At 39.0% G+C, this 21,048-nt stretch carries 23 protein-coding genes, 1 rRNA gene and 2 other annotated features; all 24 genes read left to right on the top strand.

Annotation, left to right across the window (positions count from 1 at the left end; genetic code table 11):
- Positions 1–175: 175 nt before the first annotated feature.
- The 24 genes from rrf to rplL all read left to right on the top strand — a co-directional run bounded on the left by rrf (position 176) and on the right by rplL (position 20,988).
- A 5S ribosomal RNA gene (rrf, locus tag NLW78_RS14665) occupies positions 176–291 on the top strand.
- Positions 292–509: 218 nt separating this feature from the next.
- The gene (locus NLW78_RS14660; protein ID WP_254497908.1) at positions 510–1,160 is read left to right on the top strand and encodes an MgtC/SapB family protein; all 651 of its coding nucleotides are present in this window, start codon (positions 510–512) and stop codon (positions 1,158–1,160) included.
- 197 nt (positions 1,161–1,357) lie between these two features.
- Positions 1,358–1,822 carry a CtsR family transcriptional regulator gene (locus NLW78_RS14655; RefSeq protein WP_254497907.1) on the top strand — a complete coding sequence of 155 codons (465 nt, stop codon included), beginning with the start codon at positions 1,358–1,360 and terminating at the stop codon, positions 1,820–1,822.
- A 14-nt stretch (positions 1,823–1,836) separates the two neighbouring features.
- The gene (gene mcsA, locus NLW78_RS14650) at positions 1,837–2,385 is read left to right on the top strand and encodes a protein-arginine kinase activator protein McsA (protein ID WP_254497906.1); all 549 of its coding nucleotides are present in this window, start codon (positions 1,837–1,839) and stop codon (positions 2,383–2,385) included.
- Positions 2,385–3,452, top strand: a complete 1,068-nt coding sequence (gene mcsB, locus NLW78_RS14645) for a protein-arginine kinase McsB (protein WP_254497905.1) — start codon at positions 2,385–2,387, stop codon at positions 3,450–3,452. Before mcsA ends, mcsB begins: the two co-directional genes overlap by 1 nt.
- Before the next feature lie 13 nt (positions 3,453–3,465).
- On the top strand, positions 3,466–5,895 hold the full coding sequence (gene clpC / locus NLW78_RS14640) for an ATP-dependent protease ATP-binding subunit ClpC (RefSeq protein WP_254497904.1): 2,430 nt from the start codon (positions 3,466–3,468) through the stop codon (positions 5,893–5,895).
- A gap of 132 nt (positions 5,896–6,027) precedes the next feature.
- A complete protein-coding gene (gene radA / locus NLW78_RS14635; RefSeq protein ID WP_254497903.1) occupies positions 6,028–7,401 on the top strand; it encodes a DNA repair protein RadA in 1,374 nt (457 codons plus the stop codon).
- The gene (gene disA / locus NLW78_RS14630; RefSeq protein WP_254497902.1) at positions 7,402–8,475 is read left to right on the top strand and encodes a DNA integrity scanning diadenylate cyclase DisA; all 1,074 of its coding nucleotides are present in this window, start codon (positions 7,402–7,404) and stop codon (positions 8,473–8,475) included. It abuts the gene before it with no gap.
- 180 nt (positions 8,476–8,655) lie between these two features.
- On the top strand, positions 8,656–9,747 hold the full coding sequence (locus NLW78_RS14625) for a PIN/TRAM domain-containing protein (RefSeq protein WP_254497901.1): 1,092 nt from the start codon (positions 8,656–8,658) through the stop codon (positions 9,745–9,747).
- Between the two features lie 87 nt (positions 9,748–9,834).
- Positions 9,835–11,019: a bifunctional 2-C-methyl-D-erythritol 4-phosphate cytidylyltransferase/2-C-methyl-D-erythritol 2,4-cyclodiphosphate synthase gene (locus NLW78_RS14620; protein ID WP_302328584.1), complete on the top strand. Its 1,185-nt coding sequence runs from the start codon at positions 9,835–9,837 to the stop codon at positions 11,017–11,019.
- A gap of 66 nt (positions 11,020–11,085) precedes the next feature.
- Entirely contained in the window at positions 11,086–12,555 is a 1,470-nt protein-coding gene (gene gltX, locus NLW78_RS14615; RefSeq protein WP_254497900.1) for a glutamate--tRNA ligase, read from the top strand.
- Positions 12,556–12,602: 47 nt separating this feature from the next.
- Positions 12,603–12,831: a binding site (T-box leader), on the top strand.
- Positions 12,832–12,909: 78 nt separating this feature from the next.
- Positions 12,910–13,557, top strand: a complete 648-nt coding sequence (gene cysE, locus NLW78_RS14610) for a serine O-acetyltransferase (RefSeq protein WP_254497912.1) — start codon at positions 12,910–12,912, stop codon at positions 13,555–13,557.
- Positions 13,547–14,953 (top strand): cysteine--tRNA ligase, encoded by a 1,407-nt coding sequence (cysS, locus tag NLW78_RS14605; RefSeq protein WP_254497899.1) that lies wholly within the window; start codon positions 13,547–13,549, stop codon positions 14,951–14,953. The genes cysE and cysS overlap by 11 nt, the downstream gene beginning before the upstream one ends.
- Positions 14,954–14,956: 3 nt before the next feature.
- Positions 14,957–15,358: a Mini-ribonuclease 3 gene (locus tag NLW78_RS14600; RefSeq protein ID WP_254497898.1), complete on the top strand. Its 402-nt coding sequence runs from the start codon at positions 14,957–14,959 to the stop codon at positions 15,356–15,358.
- Positions 15,359–15,361: 3 nt separating this feature from the next.
- On the top strand, positions 15,362–16,102 hold the full coding sequence (gene rlmB / locus NLW78_RS14595; RefSeq protein WP_254497897.1) for a 23S rRNA (guanosine(2251)-2'-O)-methyltransferase RlmB: 741 nt from the start codon (positions 15,362–15,364) through the stop codon (positions 16,100–16,102).
- A gap of 2 nt (positions 16,103–16,104) precedes the next feature.
- Positions 16,105–16,614, top strand: coding sequence for an NYN domain-containing protein (locus NLW78_RS14590; RefSeq protein WP_254497896.1), 510 nt, complete (start codon positions 16,105–16,107; stop codon positions 16,612–16,614).
- 122 nt (positions 16,615–16,736) lie between these two features.
- Positions 16,737–17,342 carry an RNA polymerase sporulation sigma factor SigH gene (sigH, locus tag NLW78_RS14585; protein ID WP_254497911.1) on the top strand — a complete coding sequence of 202 codons (606 nt, stop codon included), beginning with the start codon at positions 16,737–16,739 and terminating at the stop codon, positions 17,340–17,342.
- Between the two features lie 68 nt (positions 17,343–17,410).
- Positions 17,411–17,554, top strand: coding sequence for a 50S ribosomal protein L33 (gene rpmG / locus NLW78_RS14580; protein ID WP_254497895.1), 144 nt, complete (start codon positions 17,411–17,413; stop codon positions 17,552–17,554).
- Positions 17,555–17,586: 32 nt separating this feature from the next.
- Positions 17,587–17,769, top strand: coding sequence for a preprotein translocase subunit SecE (gene secE / locus NLW78_RS14575; RefSeq protein WP_254497894.1), 183 nt, complete (start codon positions 17,587–17,589; stop codon positions 17,767–17,769).
- A gap of 152 nt (positions 17,770–17,921) precedes the next feature.
- The gene (gene nusG / locus NLW78_RS14570; RefSeq protein ID WP_254497893.1) at positions 17,922–18,455 is read left to right on the top strand and encodes a transcription termination/antitermination protein NusG; all 534 of its coding nucleotides are present in this window, start codon (positions 17,922–17,924) and stop codon (positions 18,453–18,455) included.
- A gap of 135 nt (positions 18,456–18,590) precedes the next feature.
- Positions 18,591–19,016 (top strand): 50S ribosomal protein L11, encoded by a 426-nt coding sequence (gene rplK, locus NLW78_RS14565; protein WP_254497892.1) that lies wholly within the window; start codon positions 18,591–18,593, stop codon positions 19,014–19,016.
- Between the two features lie 115 nt (positions 19,017–19,131).
- A complete protein-coding gene (rplA, locus tag NLW78_RS14560) occupies positions 19,132–19,830 on the top strand; it encodes a 50S ribosomal protein L1 (protein ID WP_254497891.1) in 699 nt (232 codons plus the stop codon).
- A 45-nt stretch (positions 19,831–19,875) separates the two neighbouring features.
- Positions 19,876–20,033, top strand: a sequence feature (ribosomal protein L10 leader region).
- A 49-nt stretch (positions 20,034–20,082) separates the two neighbouring features.
- The gene (rplJ, locus tag NLW78_RS14555) at positions 20,083–20,583 is read left to right on the top strand and encodes a 50S ribosomal protein L10 (RefSeq protein WP_254497910.1); all 501 of its coding nucleotides are present in this window, start codon (positions 20,083–20,085) and stop codon (positions 20,581–20,583) included.
- A 42-nt stretch (positions 20,584–20,625) separates the two neighbouring features.
- A complete protein-coding gene (gene rplL / locus NLW78_RS14550; protein WP_254497890.1) occupies positions 20,626–20,988 on the top strand; it encodes a 50S ribosomal protein L7/L12 in 363 nt (120 codons plus the stop codon).
- The last annotated feature ends 60 nt before the right edge of the window (positions 20,989–21,048 follow it).

Below are 21,048 nucleotides of genomic sequence, written 5' to 3'. Positions count from 1 at the left end.
TAGGTCCGAGGTGGAAGCATGGTGACATGTGGAGCTGACGGATACTAATCGATCGAGGACTTAACTTTATCTAAAATGAACGCAAGTTCATCAATGCGAATTTTCTTCTTATCTAGTTTTGAAGGTGTTTTTCATTATAATAGCAAACCTTAATAAGGATGAAATATCCTGTAAGTCCGGTGGCGATGGCGGAGAGGTCACACCTGTTCCCATTCCGAACACAGAAGTTAAGCTCTCCAGCGCCGATGGTAGTTGGGGTTCTTCCCCTGCGAGAGTAGGACGCTGCCGGGCAAAAGCCGAGAAGTATTTTATACTTCTCGGCTTTTTTATTTTAATAAAGGATATACTAACAACGGCTAATTACATAAAAAGAGTGCTAAAGATTATGAAAATGAAACATAAAATAGTTAGAAAATGACATATGATATTCAGTATATATAGAAAAAGGAGGACAACCGAATGGGGTAGGCAATCAAGTTGTACAATGGTTCGGTGAAGATTTTGATATCATGATGCTTCGTCTCACAATTGCCGCTATACTCTCTGGTGTAATAGGGTTTGAACGCGAGCTTAAAAACCATTCAGCAGGTTTCCGTACCCATATTCTTGTTGGTATAGGTGCTTGTCTCATGATGCTTTTGTCGTTATATGGCTTTGATCAATATATTGATAAACATCCAAACATTCGGTTTGACCCTGCCCGAATTCCATCTTACGTTATAAGTGGAATTGGCTTTTTAGGGGCAGGTACTATAATGGTGCATGGTGTAACAATAAAAGGTTTAACTACTGCTGCTTCGATATGGACAGTTGCAGGGTTAGGGCTGATTGTTGGTGCAGGAATGTATGCTCCAGCTGTATTAACAACTATTGTTGTACTTTTAAGCCTCATTTTCTTAAACCATTTTGACCGTTTTTTTCGCAAAGATCGTCATAAAAACGTTGTTCGCTTAATTATTAATTCACAAGAAAAAGTAGAAGAAGTTATCACAATTTTTAATGAACATAACTGGTCGATAAGTAAGATGGAGATTGAGAAAAATAGTCCTAGTGAACGAACCGTTATTATTGAAATGGAACCGGAACAAAATATTCATTATGGCAAATTATTAAATGAATTAACAAAGATTGATGGTGTACAATCCATTTCAAAATTGTAACGGTAGCATCCTCGTTACGAAAAACCTCTCTGTGCTAGACAAAATTACGCGGAGAGGTTTTTTCTATTTAAAGTAGGATATGATGTTAAATAAAGGGTAAATTCATAAACGAATTGTTTGCAATTTCCTTCATTCTGGATATAATATAAGTATAGTCAAAGATAGTCAAAGTCAAAATGAAGGTAAGGTGGAGGAACATGCGGAACATATCTGACATTATCGAAGCCTACTTAAAAGATGTTATAAATTCCAGTCAACAAAACGTAATTGAAGTGAAACGAAGTGAACTTGCAGATCGTTTTCAATGCGTGCCTTCTCAAATCAATTATGTAATAAAAACTCGCTTCACCTTGGAAAAGGGATATATTGTAGAAAGTAAAAGAGGTGGGGGAGGATATATACGCATTATTCGAGTAAAACCACAGGAGAAAGCAAAATTACTGGATGACATGATTCAGTTGGCAAAACCTAAAGTATCCCAACAAGCATCATTCCACATTGTCGATCGGTTAATCGAGGAACAATTAGTGAATAAACAGGAAGCAAAGCTAATGTTAAGTGCATTAAGCCGTGAAGTTTTAACGTTGCCATTGCCATTAAGGGATGAATTAAGATCTAAGATATTAACGGCAATGTTGGCGTGTTTAAAATATAGGCAATAAAGGGGGATGTACCAATGGAATGCCAAGAGTGTAACAAACGGCCCGCTACTGTTCACCTTACACAAGTGGTGAACGGAGAGAAGACGGAAGTACACCTTTGCCAATACTGTGCCCAAGACAAAGGATATATGGATAATGGTGACAGTAACTTTTCCATTCATAACTTATTGTCAGGTCTGTTTAATTTTGATTCAAGTTCCTTTGCAGGTGGGCATCCTAATACGTTTTCTACAGCTGTAGATCAATTGAAGTGTGAAAAATGTGGTATGACATATGAACAATTTACCTCTACCGGAAAATTCGGATGTGCCAACTGCTATAAAACGTTCAATGAACGTTTAAACCCAATATTGCGAAGGGTCCATAGTGGTAATACTAAGCACGATGGGAAAATACCGAAAAGGATAGGTGGAGACATCCATATCCGAAAGCAAATTGAGCAATATAAAGTAAAACTTCAGTCTCTTATTGAAAAGGAAGAATTTGAGCAGGCAGCCAAAGTTAGGGATGAAATCCGCACATTAGAACAAAAGTTACGTAATGACAAGGACGGTGATTCGTAATGTCATTGCAACAATTTATTAATGAGGCAATAAGTCCGTGGATGAAGGAAGAAGGCCCTGATAGTGATATCGTATTAAGCAGTCGAATTAGATTAGCTAGAAATTTTGATCAAGTACCATTTCCAATTAGTGCTTCACGAGGGTCGTTAAATAAAATTTTAGAATTTTTTCAGCAACAGTTTGAAAAGCAATCCTTTGGTAAATATAAAAGTTTTGAAATCGTTCCGATGTCTAGTTTAGAAAACATCCAAAAAAGGGTATTAGTAGAGAAGCACCTAGTTAGTCCAAATTTAGTGGATAACACCGAATCAGGTGCAGCTTTAATATCCCAAAATGAACAGGTATCAATCATGATTAATGAAGAAGATCATATTCGAATCCAGTTATATTACCCGGGTTTTCAACTAGATGAGGCACTAGACCAAGCTTCAAAGCTAGATGATTGGCTAGAAGAAAAAATTACGTATGCCTTTGATGAAAAAAGGGGTTATCTAACGAGTTGCCCTACCAACGTAGGAACAGGCCTTCGAGCTTCAGTCATGATGCACCTCCCCGCATTAGTTATGACGCAACAGATGAATCGAATTATACCAGCTATTAACCAATTAGGTTTAGTTGTTAGAGGTATTTATGGGGAAGGTTCAGAAGCATTAGGAAACATTTTTCAAATTTCTAATCAAATCACATTAGGTAAGTCTGAAAAAGATATTGTCGAGGATTTAAAAAGTGTTGTTCAACAACTTACTGAACAAGAACGTAACGCTCGAAAAAGAGTGATGAACAACTCAGGGATTCAATTAGAAGATAAGATTTTCCGTTCATATGGTGTATTAACCAATAGTCGTATTATTCAATCAAAAGAAGCATCAAAATGTTTGTCTGATGTTCGATTAGGCATAGATTTAGGCTTAATTCAGCATATACCGAAAACAATCTTGAATGAGTTAATGATATTAACACAACCAGGTTTTTTACAGCAATATGCAAAGAAAACTTTAACACCTGATGAACGTGACGTACGAAGAGCAACATTGATTCGCGAAAGATTAAATTTAGAACAATCGTAAGGAGGATGGCTCAATGATGTTTGGACGATTTACAGAGAGAGCACAAAAAGTATTAGCATTAGCACAAGAAGAAGCAGTAAGACTAGGTCACAATAACATTGGAACAGAACATATTTTGTTAGGCCTTGTAAAAGAAGGTGAAGGAATTGCTGCAAAAGCATTATCCTCACTAAACGTGGCATCTGATAAGATTCAACAAGAAGTAGAGCAACTTATTGGGAAAGGGGAGCAAACTTCCCAAACTATTCACTATACTCCGCGCGCCAAAAAAGTAATAGAGCTATCCATGGATGAAGCAAGAAAATTAGGTCATTCATATGTAGGTACGGAGCATATTCTCCTTGGTTTAATTCGGGAAGGCGAAGGAGTAGCAGCTAGGGTATTAAATAATTTAGGCGTTAGTTTAAATAAGGCTAGACAGCAAGTATTACAGCTACTCGGTAGTAATGAATCTACATCCAGCCCTAGAGGTGGTAGACAGTCCTCAAGTGCGAACACGCCGACATTAGATTCATTAGCCCGTGACTTAACAGCTATTGCTCGGGAAGGTAATATTGATCCAGTTATTGGTAGAAGTAAAGAAATCGAGCGAGTTATCCAAGTGTTAAGTCGTCGTACGAAAAATAATCCTGTGTTAATAGGGGAACCCGGTGTAGGGAAAACAGCAATTGCAGAAGGGCTTGCACAACAAATTGTAAGTAATGAAGTGCCAGAGATTCTTAGGGATAAACGAGTGATGACACTTGATATGGGAACTGTTGTAGCTGGTACGAAATACCGTGGTGAATTTGAGGATCGTTTGAAAAAGGTGATGGAAGAGATTCGCCAGGCGGGAAACATTATCCTATTCATAGATGAGCTTCACACCTTGATTGGTGCTGGTGGTGCAGAAGGAGCCATTGATGCTTCTAATATACTAAAACCAGCTTTAGCAAGAGGCGAACTGCAGTGTATTGGTGCAACAACTTTAGATGAATACCGAAAATACATCGAAAAGGACGCAGCACTAGAAAGACGTTTCCAACCAATCCAAGTCGATGAACCAACGAAAGAAGAATCTGTTCAAATTTTACAAGGATTAAGAGACCGCTATGAAGCCCATCACCGTGTAACCATTACAGATGAAGCAATTGAGGCGGCAGTAAATCTATCTGATCGCTATATCACTGACCGCTTCTTACCAGATAAAGCGATTGATTTAGTTGATGAGGCAGGATCGAAAGTTCGATTAAAATCATATACTGCCCCACCAAACTTAAAAGAACTTGAACAAAAACTAGAAGAAGTTCGCAAAGAAAAAGATGCTGCAGTCCAAAGTCAAGAATTTGAAAAGGCTGCATCACTACGAGATAATGAGCAAAGATTGCGTGAGCAGCTTGAAAAGACAAAAAATGAGTGGAAAGAAAAGCAAGGCACAGAAAATTCCGAAGTGACACCAGAGGATATCGCAAGTGTAGTTGCAACTTGGACTGGAATTCCTGTCTCCAAATTAGCCCGTGATGAAAGTGAGCGTTTGCTAAATCTAGAGGAGGTGCTTCATGACCGGGTAATTGGTCAGGGAGAAGCAGTCAAAGCCGTATCTCGTGCAATACGTAGAGCTCGTGCTGGATTGAAGGACCCAAAACGCCCAATTGGTTCATTCATCTTTCTAGGGCCAACTGGGGTAGGGAAAACAGAATTAGCAAGAGCGCTTGCAGAATCTATGTTTGGTGAAGAGGATGCAATGATTCGCATTGATATGTCTGAATATATGGAGAAACATGCAACATCTCGCCTTGTTGGCTCACCTCCTGGATATGTAGGGTATGATGAAGGTGGTCAATTAACAGAGAAGGTTAGACGTAAACCGTATTCTGTAGTCCTGTTAGATGAAATTGAGAAAGCACACCCAGAAGTATTTAATATATTACTTCAAGTACTAGAAGATGGACGACTAACAGACTCGAAAGGGCGAACAGTTGATTTTAGAAATACTGTGTTAATCATGACTTCCAACGTAGGTGCTCATGAATTACGTCGCAATAAATATGTTGGCTTTAACTTAGGTGATGACGAACAAGATCATAAAAATATGAAATCAAAAGTGATGGAAGAGTTAAAAAAAGCGTTTCGTCCAGAATTCCTAAATCGTATCGATGAAACCATTGTGTTCCATTCCCTTGAAGAGAAGCACTTGAAAGAAATTGTTACGTTAATGGTAAATCAATTACAAAGCCGCTTAAAAGAACAAGGTATTGAATTTACATTAACAGAGAAAGCAATTGACAAAATCACAAATGAAGGACATGATCTGGAATATGGTGCAAGACCGTTGCGCCGATCCATCCAGAAAAATATCGAAGACCTACTATCCGAAGAACTGCTAAGAGGGGTAGTTGAAAAAGGAAAACATGTAACAATTGATGTAAATGATGAAGGGGAATTTTTTGTGACAAGTGGATAAAGAGTTGAAAACCGGAAGGCTTCCTTCCGGTTTTTCATTTTTTTCAAATAAGGGAAAAGTATTATAAAATATAGTATATCAGGGAATTTCGGTGTGCGTCTTTCTAACGGATGTGCGGAATAGGGGGATATTATGGCAAAAAACAAAATAAAATATGTATGTCAGGAATGTGGTTATGAATCTGCTAAATGGATGGGAAAATGTCCTGCCTGCCAAGAGTGGAATACAATGGTTGAAGAGAAAGAACCTAAAAAAGGTTCCCGTTCCTTTCAAACTGGCACCCAAAATAAACATAGTAAACCAGAAGCAATAACGAGCATAACGACAACAAAAGAACCTCGTGTACTTTCAGAAATGCCTGAGTTAAACCGTGTGCTCGGAGGGGGTATCGTCCCAGGCTCATTAGTTCTTATTGGCGGAGACCCGGGGATTGGGAAGTCAACATTACTCCTGCAATTATCCTCTCAACTAGCTGATAAAAAGTTAAAAGTATTATATATCTCAGGTGAGGAATCAGTTCGTCAAACAAAACTTCGTGCCGATCGACTAGCCATAAAATCCGAAAACTTATATATCCTTGCAGAAACGAATTTAGAAGAAGTGTCAGGAGCAATCAACGATATGGAACCTTCTTTTGTTGTCATTGACTCTATTCAGACGGTATACAATGACGATATTACATCTGCACCAGGAAGTGTGGCTCAAGTACGTGAATGTACGTCCGAACTTATGAAAATAGCAAAAGGAAAAGGGATTCCTATTTTTATTGTAGGTCACGTTACAAAGGAAGGTTCCATAGCGGGTCCGCGTCTTCTGGAGCACATGGTTGATTCTGTTTTATATTTTGAAGGTGAACGGCACCACACATTTCGTATTTTACGAAGCGTAAAGAACCGCTTTGGCAGTACTCACGAAATGGGAATTTTTGAAATGAAGGAAGAAGGATTAAGAGAAGTGCGAAACCCTTCAGAAATTTTCCTGGAAGAGCGATCGGAGGGTGTCGCAGGTTCAACAGTCGTAGCCTCAATGGAAGGAACAAGACCTGTTTTAGTAGAAATCCAAGCGTTAATTTCACCGACAAGTTTCGGAAACCCCCGTAGAATGGCAACGGGACTAAATCAAAGCAGAGTACCGCTTTTAATGGCTGTATTAGAAAAGCGGGCTGGTCTTTTATTACAAAACCAAGATGCATATGTAAAAGTTGCAGGGGGAGTAAAGTTAGATGAACCAGCCATCGATTTAGCGGTAGCTGTTAGTATTGCTTCAAGTTTTCGTGATCAATCAACAAAACCTGATGATGTTTTAATCGGTGAAGTGGGATTAACAGGTGAAGTCAGAAGGGTTTCCCGGATTGAACAACGAGTCCAAGAAGCGGCAAAGCTCGGCTTTAAACGGGCCATTATCCCATCCAAAAATAGAACAGGATTGACGGTCCCAGCTTCAATTGAGGTCATTGGTGTTCAATCTGTGCAAGAAGCTTTAAAAATTTCGTTGGGAGGTTCATAAATGGAGATTGACAGTAAGCCGGAAACCTCCATTCGGGCCATTTTAAAATTAGTTGCACCTGGAACACCTCTTAGAGAAGGAATTGACAATGTATTAAGAGCAAAGACAGGTGGTTTAATCGTCGTAGGGTCCAACGAAAAAGTAGAAAATTTACTAGATGGTGGTTTTCATATCCACTCGCACTTTTCCCCAGCATACTTATACGAGCTGGCAAAAATGGACGGAGCAATTATCTTAAATGAAACAGGGGAAAAAATATTATTTGCAAATGCCCAACTCATGCCAGATTCGAAAATTGAATCGAAAGAGACTGGAATGCGGCACAGAACGGCGGAACGGGTAGCAAAGCAAACCGGACACCTAGTTATTGCTATATCTCAACGACGTAATGTGATAACGCTCTATAAGGGGAACTTAAGGTACGCTTTAAAGGAAATCGGAGTTATATTAACAAAAGCAAACCAAGCGATTCAAACATTAGAAAAATATAAGAATGAATTGGATCAAACAATGACAAACTTAGGAGCGTTAGAGTTTGAGCAGCTTGTTACCTATTCCGATGTAAGTCAAGTTTTACATCGAGTTCGGATGGTATTGCGTATAAAAAATGAAATATTAGGTTACGTGAATGAATTGGGCACAGAAGGTAGATTGATACAATTACAATTAAAAGAACTAGTTTCAAACGTCGAGGAAGAAGCAGAATTATTAATTAAAGATTATTGTAAGGAAGGACATTACGAGGAAGGTAGCGTATTAAATAAGTTACAGGAATATTATGGTACAAAAATTGTAGAAGACGCCCAAATGCTGAAATTGTTAGGGTATTCACCTTCCATTAATTTTGAAGGGGCTGTAATCCCGAGGGGGTATCGAATATTAAATAAGATTCCCCGTCTTCCAAAATCGATTATGGGGGCCATTGTAAGCCATTTCGGTAACTTAAATAATCTTTTACAAGCTGACCATGAGGGACTCGTTAAGGTGGATGGAGTGGGTGAAGTTCGAGCGAATAAAATAACAGCCGGCATCCATCGAGTGCAAGAACAACTGTTCTTTGACCGTCACATTTAATTTGTAATCAAATTGACACATTGTAAAAACAGTGATAAAATTACTAGTTTGTTAATTTTGACTGACAAAATGAATCGTGATATAATTTTTAACACGAAATCATTTATTTTAATTGTGTATTGAATTTTGCTTATGACTGCTGGGTTTTTTGGGAATACTAGCAGACAGGAGGTGACCATTGTGTTAAAAAGGACGATTCAACTATTTATTGTAATAGCTGGTGGAACTGTCGGTTACTTATACATGCCTGATTTACTTGGGTTGTGGGAAAGTACACCTGGCTTATTACTATCGCCTTACACTGGGATTTTTATTGGTGCAATTATATTATTTTTATCTACATTTTGGCTTGTAGATTATATTGTGAATTTTTTGCGTTGGGTAGAAGAAACATTAGTAAAAGCACCTGTTGCAGATTTGATGTTTGGTAGTATTGGATTAATTATTGGGTTATTGGTTGCGTTTTTAGTAAATATTCCGTTGCAGGACATTCAGATTCAACTCGTATCACAAGTTATTCCGATCTTTCTCACCGTTATTTTAGGATACTTAGGGTTCCAAGTTGGATTTAAGCGTCGTAATGAATTTGTTAATCTTCTCTCTGCATCCCGAAAAGATAAGCGAAAATCAGCAGACGATGAGGATGCAGATACATTACTAAGCATAAGGCCGAAAATTTTAGACACAAGCGTTATTATCGATGGTCGAATAGCGGATATATGCCAAACGAAGTTTTTAGAAGGGACGGTTGTTATTCCTCAGTTTGTATTAGAAGAACTGCAACATATTGCGGATTCTTCCGACGTTCTAAAACGTAATCGGGGGAGACGGGGGTTAGACGTACTCAATCGAATGCAAAAAGAGCTATCGATACAAGTCCAGATTTTTGAAGGGGACTTTGAGGAAATAAGTGAAGTAGACAGCAAACTTGTGAAGCTTGCGAAGAGGTTAGATGGGATTTTAGTGACTAACGATTTTAACTTAAATAAAGTTTGTGAGTTTCAAAGCGTAGAAGTGTTAAATATTAACGATTTAGCCAATGCTGTTAAGCCGGTTGTTCTTCCGGGTGAGGAATTAACCGTTCATGTCATTAAGGATGGTAAAGAAGAAAAACAAGGTGTTGCGTATTTAGACGATGGTACAATGATTGTCGTTGAAGAAGGGAAAAATTATATAGGTAAAACGATAGAAGTACTTGTAACGAGTGTGTTGCAAACTTCGGCAGGCCGTATGATTTTTGCCAAACCAAAATTACTTGAAAAAGCTTTGTAAAAAGGGTATAACAATAGAGACGTAAAAAGTGATAACATTAATGTTATCACTTTTGTTCTTTTTACTTTAAATAGAGGTTGATGAAATATGCCAAACTATCAAGCGATTGTATTAGCAGCAGGGCAAGGGAAGCGGATGAAACTAGGAAAAAACAAACAATTTTTATCATTAGCAGACAAGCCGCTCCTTATACATACATTACAAGTTTTTGAGCAAGATGAGCAATGTACTGATATTTATCTCGTCGTGAATCCGATAGAGGTAAGTGAAATTAAGGAAATTGTTCATCAATATAATGTGAAAAAAGTTACTGCCTTCGTTCCAGGCGGAAAAGAACGACAACAAAGTGTTTATGAAGGATTAAAAGCATGCCGGCCTGAGGGAATCGTCTTTATCCATGATGGTGCACGTCCGTTTGTCCAACAAGAAAAGTTGAATGAACTAGCCGTTGCCGTGGAAGAGAAAAGTGCTGCTTTATTGGCCGTACCTGTTACGGATACAATTAAGAAGGTAGATCAGAACGGGTGTATGGAAACGTTGGACCGGAAACAACTGTGGGCTGCACAAACACCGCAAGGGTTTCAATATGATGTCATTACCAGTGCCCATGAGAAAGCAATGGAGGAAGGGTATATCGGAACAGATGACACTTCCCTGGTAGAGCGAACGGGTCATTTGATAGAGATTGTGGAGGGCAGCTATCGCAATTTTAAGTTAACGACACCGGAAGATATTGAAAAAGCAAACCGTCTACTAGAAAATAAACAGACCGTAATTGAAAAGGAGGAGACCTCCATGTTTAAGATTGGACAAGGATTTGATGTGCACCAGTTCGCAGAAGGACGACCATGTATTATTGGGGGTGTGCATATCCCCTATGAAAAAGGGCTGTTGGGTCATTCTGATGCGGACGTTTTATTACATACGATTACTGATGCATGCCTTGGGGCTATTGGCGAAGGTGACATCGGAAAACATTTCCCTGACAATGATCCTGCATTTAAAGATGCAGATTCAAAAGAATTACTTAAGCATGTTTGGCAAATGGTGATTAATCAAGGTTATTGCCTCGGAAATTTAGATTGCACGATTATCGCTCAGGCGCCAAAAATGGCCCCATATATCGAAGCGATGAGAGAAAGCGTGGCCAACATCCTGGAGGTAGACGTTTCCCAAATTAATATTAAGGCGACAACGACGGAAAAGCTAGGTTTTACTGGGAGGAAGGAAGGGATAGCCTCTCAAGCAGTAGTACTTTTGCAAACAGCATAGGAAAAACATTAAAATAATGATTAAATACGTTTATGATGAAGCAGTCAATAGGAAGGGGATTATATCATGTCGAACAATATAAGAGTAAGGTACGCACCAAGCCCTACTGGTCATTTGCATATCGGGAATGCTAGAACAGCATTATTTAACTATCTATTTGCCCGTAATACAGGCGGGAAGTTTATTATTCGTATTGAAGATACTGACCAGAAGCGAAACGTAGAAGGTGGAGATATTGGTCAGCTGAAATATTTAAAATGGTTAGGGATTGATTGGGACGAAAGTATCGATGTTGGTGGCGATTATGGACCTTATCGTCAAATGGACCGTTTAGATATTTATCAAAAGTATGCAAATGAGCTACTTGAAAAAGGCCTGGCTTATAAATGCTATATGACGGAAGAGGAACTAGAGCAAGAGCGTGAACAACAAAAAGCACAAGGGAAAGTTCCGAAGTATTCCGGTGCCCACCGGGACCTTACAGAAGAGGATCAACAAAAATTTGAAGCGGATGGTCGTAAGCCGAGTATTCGTTTTCGTGTCCCAGCCAATAAAACATATGTTTTCCAAGATATCGTCAAAGGGAAAATTTCTTTTGAATCCGATGATTTTGGTGACTGGGTTATTATGAAGAAAGACGGTACACCAACATATAACTTTGCGGTAGCCGTAGACGATCACTTAATGAAAATCACACACGTATTACGTGGAGAGGACCATATTTCAAACACGCCAAAACAAATGATGATTTACGAAGCCTTTGATTGGGAAGTTCCAACCTTCTGTCACATGACACTAATTGTGAATGAAGAGCGGAAAAAATTAAGTAAACGTGATGAAAGCATTATTCAATTTATTGAGCAATATGCTGACCTCGGATACTTACCAGAAGCATTGTTTAACTTTATTGCGTTACTAGGTTGGTCTCCTGTTGGAGAAGAAGAGTTGTTTACGAAAGAACAGTTCATTGACATTTTTGACGCTGAACGATTGGCTACTTCACCAGCGGTTTTCGATGCAAACAAATTAAAATGGATGAACAACCAGTATATTAAGCAACTTAGCGTAGAAGATACCGTTACATTAGCACTCCCTCACTTAATCAAAGCAGGTAAACTATCTGATGATATGTCAGATGAGCAGAAAAAGTGGGTCGAGGATTTAATCGCACTATACAAGGATCAACTAAGCTATGGAGCTGAAATTGTAGAATTGACCGAGTTATTCTTTAAACAACAAATTGATTATAACGAAGATTCTATGAAAGTGTTGAGTGAAGAACAAGTATCAGAAGTATTGGAGACATTTCTAAATCAATTGGAAGAGCTAGAAGATTTCCAACCTGATACGATAAAAGCATCTGTTAAAGCAACCCAAAAAGAAACGAAACAAAAAGGAAAGAAGCTATTTATGCCGATTCGCGTTGCTACAACCGGTCAAACACATGGGCCGGAGTTGCCAAACGCTATTTATCTTTTAGGAAAAGAGACCGTAACATTACGTTTGCGTGATGTATTAAAAAAATTAAGCAATTAAATTCACATTGGCAACGAAATATAATATAGTGTAAATAACTTCATATATATGGAACGATGAAAAGGAAAAGTAGAGGGAGCCATCCTTATACAGAGAGAGTCACCACCGGCTGAAAGTGATTCTAAGGAGATCCTTTGAAATGCACCTTTGAGTCCCTTGTTGAATGTTAGTAAATAAGGGCGGGTCTCTACCGTTAACAAGAGCCAAAGTTGAAGGGTTTATTGTACGTGTAATAACCCTTAAACAGAGTGGAACCGCGCAAACAGCGTCTCTGTATTTTATACAGAGGCGTTTTTTTATTATCGAAGTTTTACATTTGGTCAGGAGGAAGCAAGTATGGGTAGAATAATGAACATGATAAGGGAAGATATTCAAGTTGTTTTTGACCAAGACCCAGCTGCTCGAAGTAAATTCGAAGTTGTGCTCACCTATTCAGGACTGCACGCCATTTGGGCTCATAGAGTAGCCCATGCTTGTTATAATAAAAAGCTGTTTTTTCTAGCAAGATGTATTTCACAAGTAAGTCGCTTTTTCACTGGAATTGAAATACATCCAGGGGCGAGGATAGGGCGAAGGTTTTTTATAGATCATGGCATGGGGGTCGTCATTGGTGAAACTTGTGAAATTGGTAATGACGTTACAATTTTTCAAGGTGTAACACTAGGTGGAACCGGGAAAGAAAAAGGGAAGCGGCATCCAACGTTGAAAGACAATGTGCTCGTTGCAACTGGTGCAAAAGTCCTCGGTTCAATTGAGATTGGTGAAAACTCAAAAGTAGGAGCCGGGTCGGTCGTCCTGCACGATGTTCCTGATAATTCAACGGTGGTTGGTATTCCAGGGAAAGTAGTTGTGCAAAATGGGGTGAAAGTAAAGAAAGATTTAGACCATCACAACCTCCCGGACCCGGTTTCCGATGCTATAAAGGTAATGGAAGACCAGTTAGAGGCATTAAGTGAACAAGTAGAAGATTTAAAGAGAAGGAGCGGTGACAATGACAATTAAAATCTATAATACATTAACTCGCAGGAAAGAAACGTTCACACCAATTGAAGAAGATAAAGTGAGAATGTATGTATGTGGGCCAACCGTGTACAATTACATTCATATTGGTAACGCTCGGCCGGCTATCGTATTTGATACAGTACGTCGTTATTTTGAATTTCAAGGGTATGAAGTCCAATATGTTTTAAATTTCACGGATGTTGACGATAAAATTATTAAGGCAGCAAACGAATTAGGCCAAGAAGTACCAGAAGTGGCAGACCGATTTATAAAGGCTTACAAGGAGGATGTAAAAGCATTCGGTGTTAAAGAAGCTGTCCATCATCCGCGGGTAATGGAAACGATGGATGATATTATTGCCTTTATTGATGGTTTAATAGAAAAAGGATATGCCTATGAAGCTGGAGGAGATGTTTATTTTAAAACACGTTCTTTTGCTGATTACGGAAAATTATCTCACCAATCCATTGATGAGTTAAGAGCTGGTGCAAGAATTCAAGTAGGAGAAAAGAAGGAAGACCCACTAGACTTCGTTTTATGGAAAGCTGCAAAGCCAGGAGAAATCTCTTGGAATAGCCCGTGGGGAGAAGGTCGTCCAGGATGGCATATAGAATGCTCAACAATGGCAAAGAAATATTTAGGTGAGACGATTGATATACATGCGGGTGGTCAAGACTTGTCTTTTCCACACCATGAAAATGAAATTGCCCAGTCTGAGTCGTTAAATGGAAAAACATTTGCAAACTATTGGATGCACAATGGTTATATAAATATTGATAATGAAAAGATGTCTAAATCCCTGGGGAACTTTGTCCTCGTTCATGACATTATTCAACAGCATGATCCAAATGTTGTTCGCTTCTTTATGTTAAGTGTTCATTATCGCAATCCAATCAACTTCAGTGAGGCATTGTTAGAAAGTGCGAAAAATGGGCTGGAACGAATCAAGACTGCTTATGATAATTTGAGTCACCGGAGAGAGGCTAGCACGAATTTTGCGGATGGAAATGAAAGCTGGATAGAAAAAGTTAACCAACATGAACAACGGTTTATTCAGGAGATGAATGATGACTTTAATACAGCAAATGCTATTTCTGTACTGTTTGATTTAGTAAAGGATGCGAACCATTATGTGAATGAGAGCCATACGTCTGAAGTGGTTATTGATCACTTTTTAACGACATTCACAAAGCTCACTTCGGTATTAGGGATTTCCTTGGAAGGAAAAAAACAAGGAGATTTGCAAGACGAAGAAATTGAAAACTTAATTCAAGAGCGTTATGAAGCGAGAAAAAACAAAGATTTTGCCCGAGCAGATGAAATTCGTGATGAGTTAAAAGCGAAGAACATCATTTTAGAGGATACGCCTCAAGGTACACGTTGGAAAAGAGGATAAAGAATGAATCACAACCTAGATGTGAAACAACTGAAAAGTTTAGCTCTTGCATACATGGGTGACGCTGCTTATGAAATTCATGTTCGAGAGTATTTACTTCGGCAAGGAATTGTCAATCCGAACGCACTTCACCGGCAAGCGGTAAAGTTTGTCACAGCTTCGTCTCAGGCGAAGGCGTTAAGGAAATGGCAGGAAACAGGGATGCTCACGGACGAGGAAGAAGGTATTGTGAGAAGGGGGCGGAACGCAAAATCGAATTCCGCCCCAAAACATACCGATGTGATTACGTATAAAATGAGTACAGCATTTGAAGCTTTGCTCGGGTATCACTATTTATGTAAAAATGAAGACAGACTAGAAGAATTACTAATAGATGCGGTCCGTATTACGGAAGAAAGGGGTTAACAGATGCAAGAGGAATGGATTGTTGGCAGAAATCCTGTAATGGAAACGTTAAAGTCAGATCGATCGGTCAATAAAGTCTTCATCCTAGATAACATGAAGCCTCAAGCCGCCCAGCAAATTCAACGTCTTGCCAGGGATAGAGGGGTGCTCGTTCAAAAAGTACCTCGAAAAAAATTAGATCAAATTGGCAAGCAACATCAAGGGGTAGCGGCTTCCATTGCAGCGTACCAATATGCGGAACTTGACGACTTGTTTCAGCGTGCTTCTTCCGAAGGTGAAGAACCTTTTTTTGTTATTTTGGACGAGCTTGAAGATCCCCATAACTTAGGGTCTATCATTAGAACCGCTGATGCAGTGGGGGCACATGGTATTATCATCCCGAAAAGAAGGTCTGTACAGTTAACGCAAGTCGTAGCCAAAACTTCGACAGGTGCGATTGAACATATTCCTGTTGCTCGGGTGACAAATTTGTCGAGAACTATTGATGAATTAAAGGATAGAAATGTGTGGGTTGTTGGCACAGATGCAACTGGAAAAGAAGATTACCGTCAAATGAACGGGGATATGCCTATTGCACTCGTTATAGGTAGTGAGGGAAAGGGTATGAGTCGAATCGTGAAAGAAAAGTGTGATTGGTTAGTTCGGTTGCCGATGGTCGGAAAGGTAACGTCGTTAAACGCATCTGTAGCTGCAAGTCTCCTTATGTATGAAGTTTTTCGTAAGCGACATACGATAGGAGAGTAATTATGATCGTATTAATTGTTGACGGATACAATGTAATAGGTGCGGCACCTTCACTGAAATTATTGCGTGATGAAGATTTAGGACAAGCCAGGGAGCTGCTCGTGAACCAATTAGCCGAATATCAAGCGTATACTGGGTATAAAGTGATCGTAGTTTTTGATGCGTATAGTGTTCACGGCATCGAAAAAAAAGAAAAGAACTCACGGGTAGAAGTGATATACACAAAAGAAAATGAAACCGCCGATGAAAGAATTGAGAAACTTGTGAAAGAGATTAAAAATATTCAAACACAAGTGTATGTAGCGACATCGGACTACACAGAGCAGAGAACGATTTTTGCTCAAGGTGCTCTACGTAAGTCAGCTCGTGAATTACTGAATGAGATAAAAAGTATTGAACGCTCAATAAACAATGAAGTAAAAAACAATAGTTTAATAAAAAACCGTTCGAAAATTCCATTAAACAAGGATGTTCTAGACCTTTTTGAGAAGTGGCGAAGAGGAGAGAAGTAAAAAGGCTGTGTTGACGCTTTTTTCGACATTACTGTATAATATTTCTATATTTACGGCATAAAATTCAGGGGGAATCCTTTGTGAGGATTATACGTGGCGAGAACGAGTTTGACTTGGAAGCAATGTCAGATGAACAAGTTGTCGAGTTAGTTCATGACGGAGAAGGTCAAGCGCTTGAGTATTTAATTCATAAATACAGAAACTTTGTTCGGGCGAAAGCTAGAACGTATTTTTTAATTGGTGCTGATCGTGAAGACATTGTTCAAGAGGGAATGATAGGTTTATATAAGGCGATACGTGATTATCAAGAAGATAAACTTTCATCGTTTAAAGCATTCGCGGAATTGTGTGTAACAAGACAAATTATTACTGCGATTAAAACTGCCACAAGACAAAAGCATATACCGCTTAATTCCTATGTTTCTTTGGACAAGCCTATATACGATGAAGAATCTGACCGAACTTTGTTAGATGTATTGGCTGGATCAAAAACAATGGACCCTGAAGAGTTAATTATTAGCCGTGAGCGGTACGGTGATATGGAATTTAAAATGCGGGAGATTTTAAGTGATTTAGAACAGAAAGTACTTAATTTATATTTGGACGGTAGATCTTACCAGGAGATATCAGAAGAACTCAATCGTCACGTTAAATCAATTGATAACGCTTTACAGCGGGTCAAGCGGAAGTTGGAACGCTATATAGAAGTGAGTGAGATATCCCATTAACTGCGTTGACAGGTATACATACTCATGCTACATTAATACAAGCATAACTTGAACAAGAGGCGAGATAGTTGAGTGAAAAAATCATACTAGCTTGTGATGAATGCCACAGTCGAAATTATTCAACTTATAAAAGAAAGCAAGATGAACGTTTGGTTGTTCGTAAATATTGCAAACATTGCGGAAAGCATACGCTTCATAGAGAAACGAAATAATCATATCCGTACACCGCGATTATGGGGGTTTGATGATGAATATTGGAAAGTTCTTAAAGGACGTTACGCGTGAGATGCGCAAAGTAAGTTGGCCGAAAAGAAAAGAATTAACACGTTACACCATTACGGTTGTTGCAACTGTAGCATTTGTAGCTATCTTCTTTGCAGTAGTTGACTTAGGAATCTCACAAATACTAGAATTGATTCGCAAATAAAAATCACGGACTTTATTTGAATAATTTATAAGTGATTATGTTATAATGTTTGATATACAAATTCTAGAAAAACCCGTCTTACGGGTTTTTTCATGTTGGTCGAAAATACTTTTGTTAAGGGAGGGAAGGGCAACGAGTTTGTCCTATATGCAATGGAAAAAAGATGGTACGTTGTTCATACATACTCAGGGTATGAAAACAAAGTAAAAACGAATCTAGAGAAACGTGTTGAATCAATGGGTATGCAAGATAAAATTTTCCGTGTTATTGTTCCTGAGGAGGAAGAAACGGAAATAAAAAATGGTAAGCGGAAAACGACTAAAAAGAAGTTTTTCCCTGGATACGTCCTGGCTGAGATGGTCATGACGGACGATTCTTGGTACGTTGTGCGTAATACACCCGGTGTAACAGGTTTTGTTGGGTCAACAGGATCTGGATCTAAGCCAAACCCTCTCTTGCCAGAAGAAGTAGAGACACTGTTAAAGCGACTTGGCATGGAAGAACCAGTTGTAGACATTGATTTTGAAGTTAAGGAAAGTGTGCGCGTGACAGACGGGCCATTTGCAAACTTTACTGGTACAATAGAACATATCGATCTGGATAAGCAAAAAGTAAAGGTCCACGTAAATATGTTTGGAAGAGAAACGCCGGTTGAATTAGATTTTTCACAAATACAAAAGTTATAATAACCCTTGCATTCATCAAATAAAAATGCTAAACTTTTTATGTTCTTTATGCCTTGATAGGCATAGATAGATAGGATGAGTGGGAGGGGAAAAATTCCCCATTTACCACATCACGGACTTAAGGAGGTGTGTCTCGTGGCTAAAAAAGTAATCAAAGTTGTTAAACTACAAATTCCTGCAGGTAAAGCTAATCCAGCACCACCAGTAGGTCCTGCTTTAGGTCAAGCTGGTATTAATATCATGGGATTCTGTAAGGAATTCAATGCACGTACGGCGGATCAAGCTGGCATGATTATTCCGGTTGAAATTTCGGTTTTTGAAGACCGTTCATTTACATTTATTACGAAAACCCCACCTGCTGCAGTTCTTTTAAAGAAAGCTGCTGGTATTGAGTCAGGATCAGGTGAACCAAATCGCAATAAAGTAGCTACCATTCAACGTGATAAAGTTCGCGAAATTGCTGAACTAAAAATGCCTGATTTAAACGCTGCTGACGTGGAATCAGCTATGCGCATGGTAGAAGGTACAGCGCGTAGTATGGGAATTATTGTCGAAGATTAATCCCACGGCGGAGTCCAGATTGATCAAAGGTTGCGGGGGTGGGCTTATATTCCCTTTCGCAACCTTTATTAGTGGGAGGTCAAACCGTTAAAACCACATTTGAGGAGGAAAAAGCATGGCTAAGAAAGGAAAAAAGTATTTAGAAGCTGTTAAGCTCGTTGATCGTACAAAACAGTATGATATAAAAGAAGCTGTTGAACTATTAAAGAAAACAGCTTCTGCAAATTTTGATGAGTCTGTTGAAGCTGCATTTCGTTTAGGTGTAGATCCTAAGAAAGCAGACCAACAAATCCGTGGCGCAATGGTATTGCCAAACGGAACTGGTAAAACACAAAAGGTTCTTGTTTTCGCTAAAGGTGAAAAAGCTAAAGAAGCTGAAGCTGCTGGTGCTGACTACGTAGGTGACGCTGATTACATCAACAAGATTAACCAAGGTTGGTTTGACTTTGATGTAGTTGTTGCTACACCAGACATGATGGCTGAAGTTGGTAAACTAGGACGTGTGTTAGGGCCGAAAGGACTTATGCCTAACCCTAAGACTGGTACAGTAACTTTCGAAGTTGAAAAAGCTGTAAAAGAAATTAAGGCTGGTAAAGTTGAGTACCGTGTTGATAAATCTGGTAACATTCATGTGCCAATCGGGAAAGTATCTTTTGAAGATGACAAGTTAGTTGAAAACTTTGTAGCATTAGTTGAAACACTACAAAAAGCAAAACCGCAAGCTTCAAAAGGAACATATATGCGTAACGTATCCGTTTCTTCTACAATGGGTCCTGGTGTACGCGTGGATGTTTCAAATATTTCCAGTAAGTAATCGTTGACTTTCCAGTTTGGATTCCTTATAATTGGAAAGGTCGAAATGAAAATATAACCGATACCGTAGACAGTAGGGGCGATTTGATCGCTTAATTTCCTGCCGAGGTGTGTAGATAATATATTGTATAGAGCACGCAAGTCCTTTATGCAATGTCCGATACATGCCTCCATATTATTTGGGGGCATTTTTTATGGGTATCTTTCACATCCGCAATACCAACGGTATGAAGAGTCAATAGGAGGTGGAATGATGAGCAGAACTCTTGAACTTAAAAAGCAAGTAGTAAGTGAAATTTCTGACAAGTTCAAAAACAGCAAATCAACAATTTTAGTTGATTATCGCGGCTTGGACGTTGAAGAGGTAACTGAACTTCGCCAGCAACTTCGTCAAGCGGGCATTGACTTCAAAGTGTACAAGAACACTATGACACGCCGTGCTACTGAAGAAGCAGGTCTGGAAGGACTAAATGAAGTTTTAGTTGGGCCTACTGCCATCGCGTTTAGTGAGGAAGATGTTGTCGCTCCGGCGAAGATCTTGAACAATTTTGCTAAAGAACACGAAGACCTTGAAATTAAAGGTGGAGTAATTGAGGGTAATATTGCAACTCTTGACCAAATTAAAGAGCTTGCTGACCTTCCATCTTACGAAGGACTTCTATCTATGCTACTCAGCGTGCTACAAGCACCTGTACGCAACTTCGCATATGCTACAAAAGCAATTGCGGAACAGAAGGAAGAAGAAGGCGCTTAATCGCCTAAAATACGTTATATAAAATTTTAAGGAGGATTTATCATGACTAAAGAACAAATTATTGATGCTCTTAAAGAGATGTCAGTCTTAGATTTAAATGATCTTGTAAAAGCAATTGAAGAAGAATTTGGAGTAAGTGCTGCTGCTCCTGTAGCTGTAGCAGGTGCTGCTGGTGGAGAAGCTGCTGAAGAACAAACTGAATTTGATGTTGTTCTTGAAAACCCAGGAAGCTCAAAAATTAAAGTTGTTAAAGCTGTGCGTGAAATCACTGGTCTTGGCTTGAAAGATGCTAAAGAACTTGTTGATAACGCTCCAAAGCCGGTTAAAGAAGGCGTTTCTAAAGAGGAAGCTGAAGAACTTAAAGGCAAGCTTGAAGAAGTTGGCGCTACAGTAGAAGTAAAATAAACATTATAAAGTTAAGCTCGCTGTTAGACAGCGGGCTTTGCTTTTTTATTCAGATAAATC

The sequence above is a fragment of the Salirhabdus salicampi genome (assembly GCF_024259515.1).
Classification (GTDB): Bacteria; Bacillota; Bacilli; order Bacillales; family Alkalibacillaceae; genus Salirhabdus_A; species Salirhabdus_A salicampi.
The sequence above is the reverse complement of the archived record's forward strand: the minus strand, read 5'-3'. Positions and strand labels throughout refer to the sequence as shown.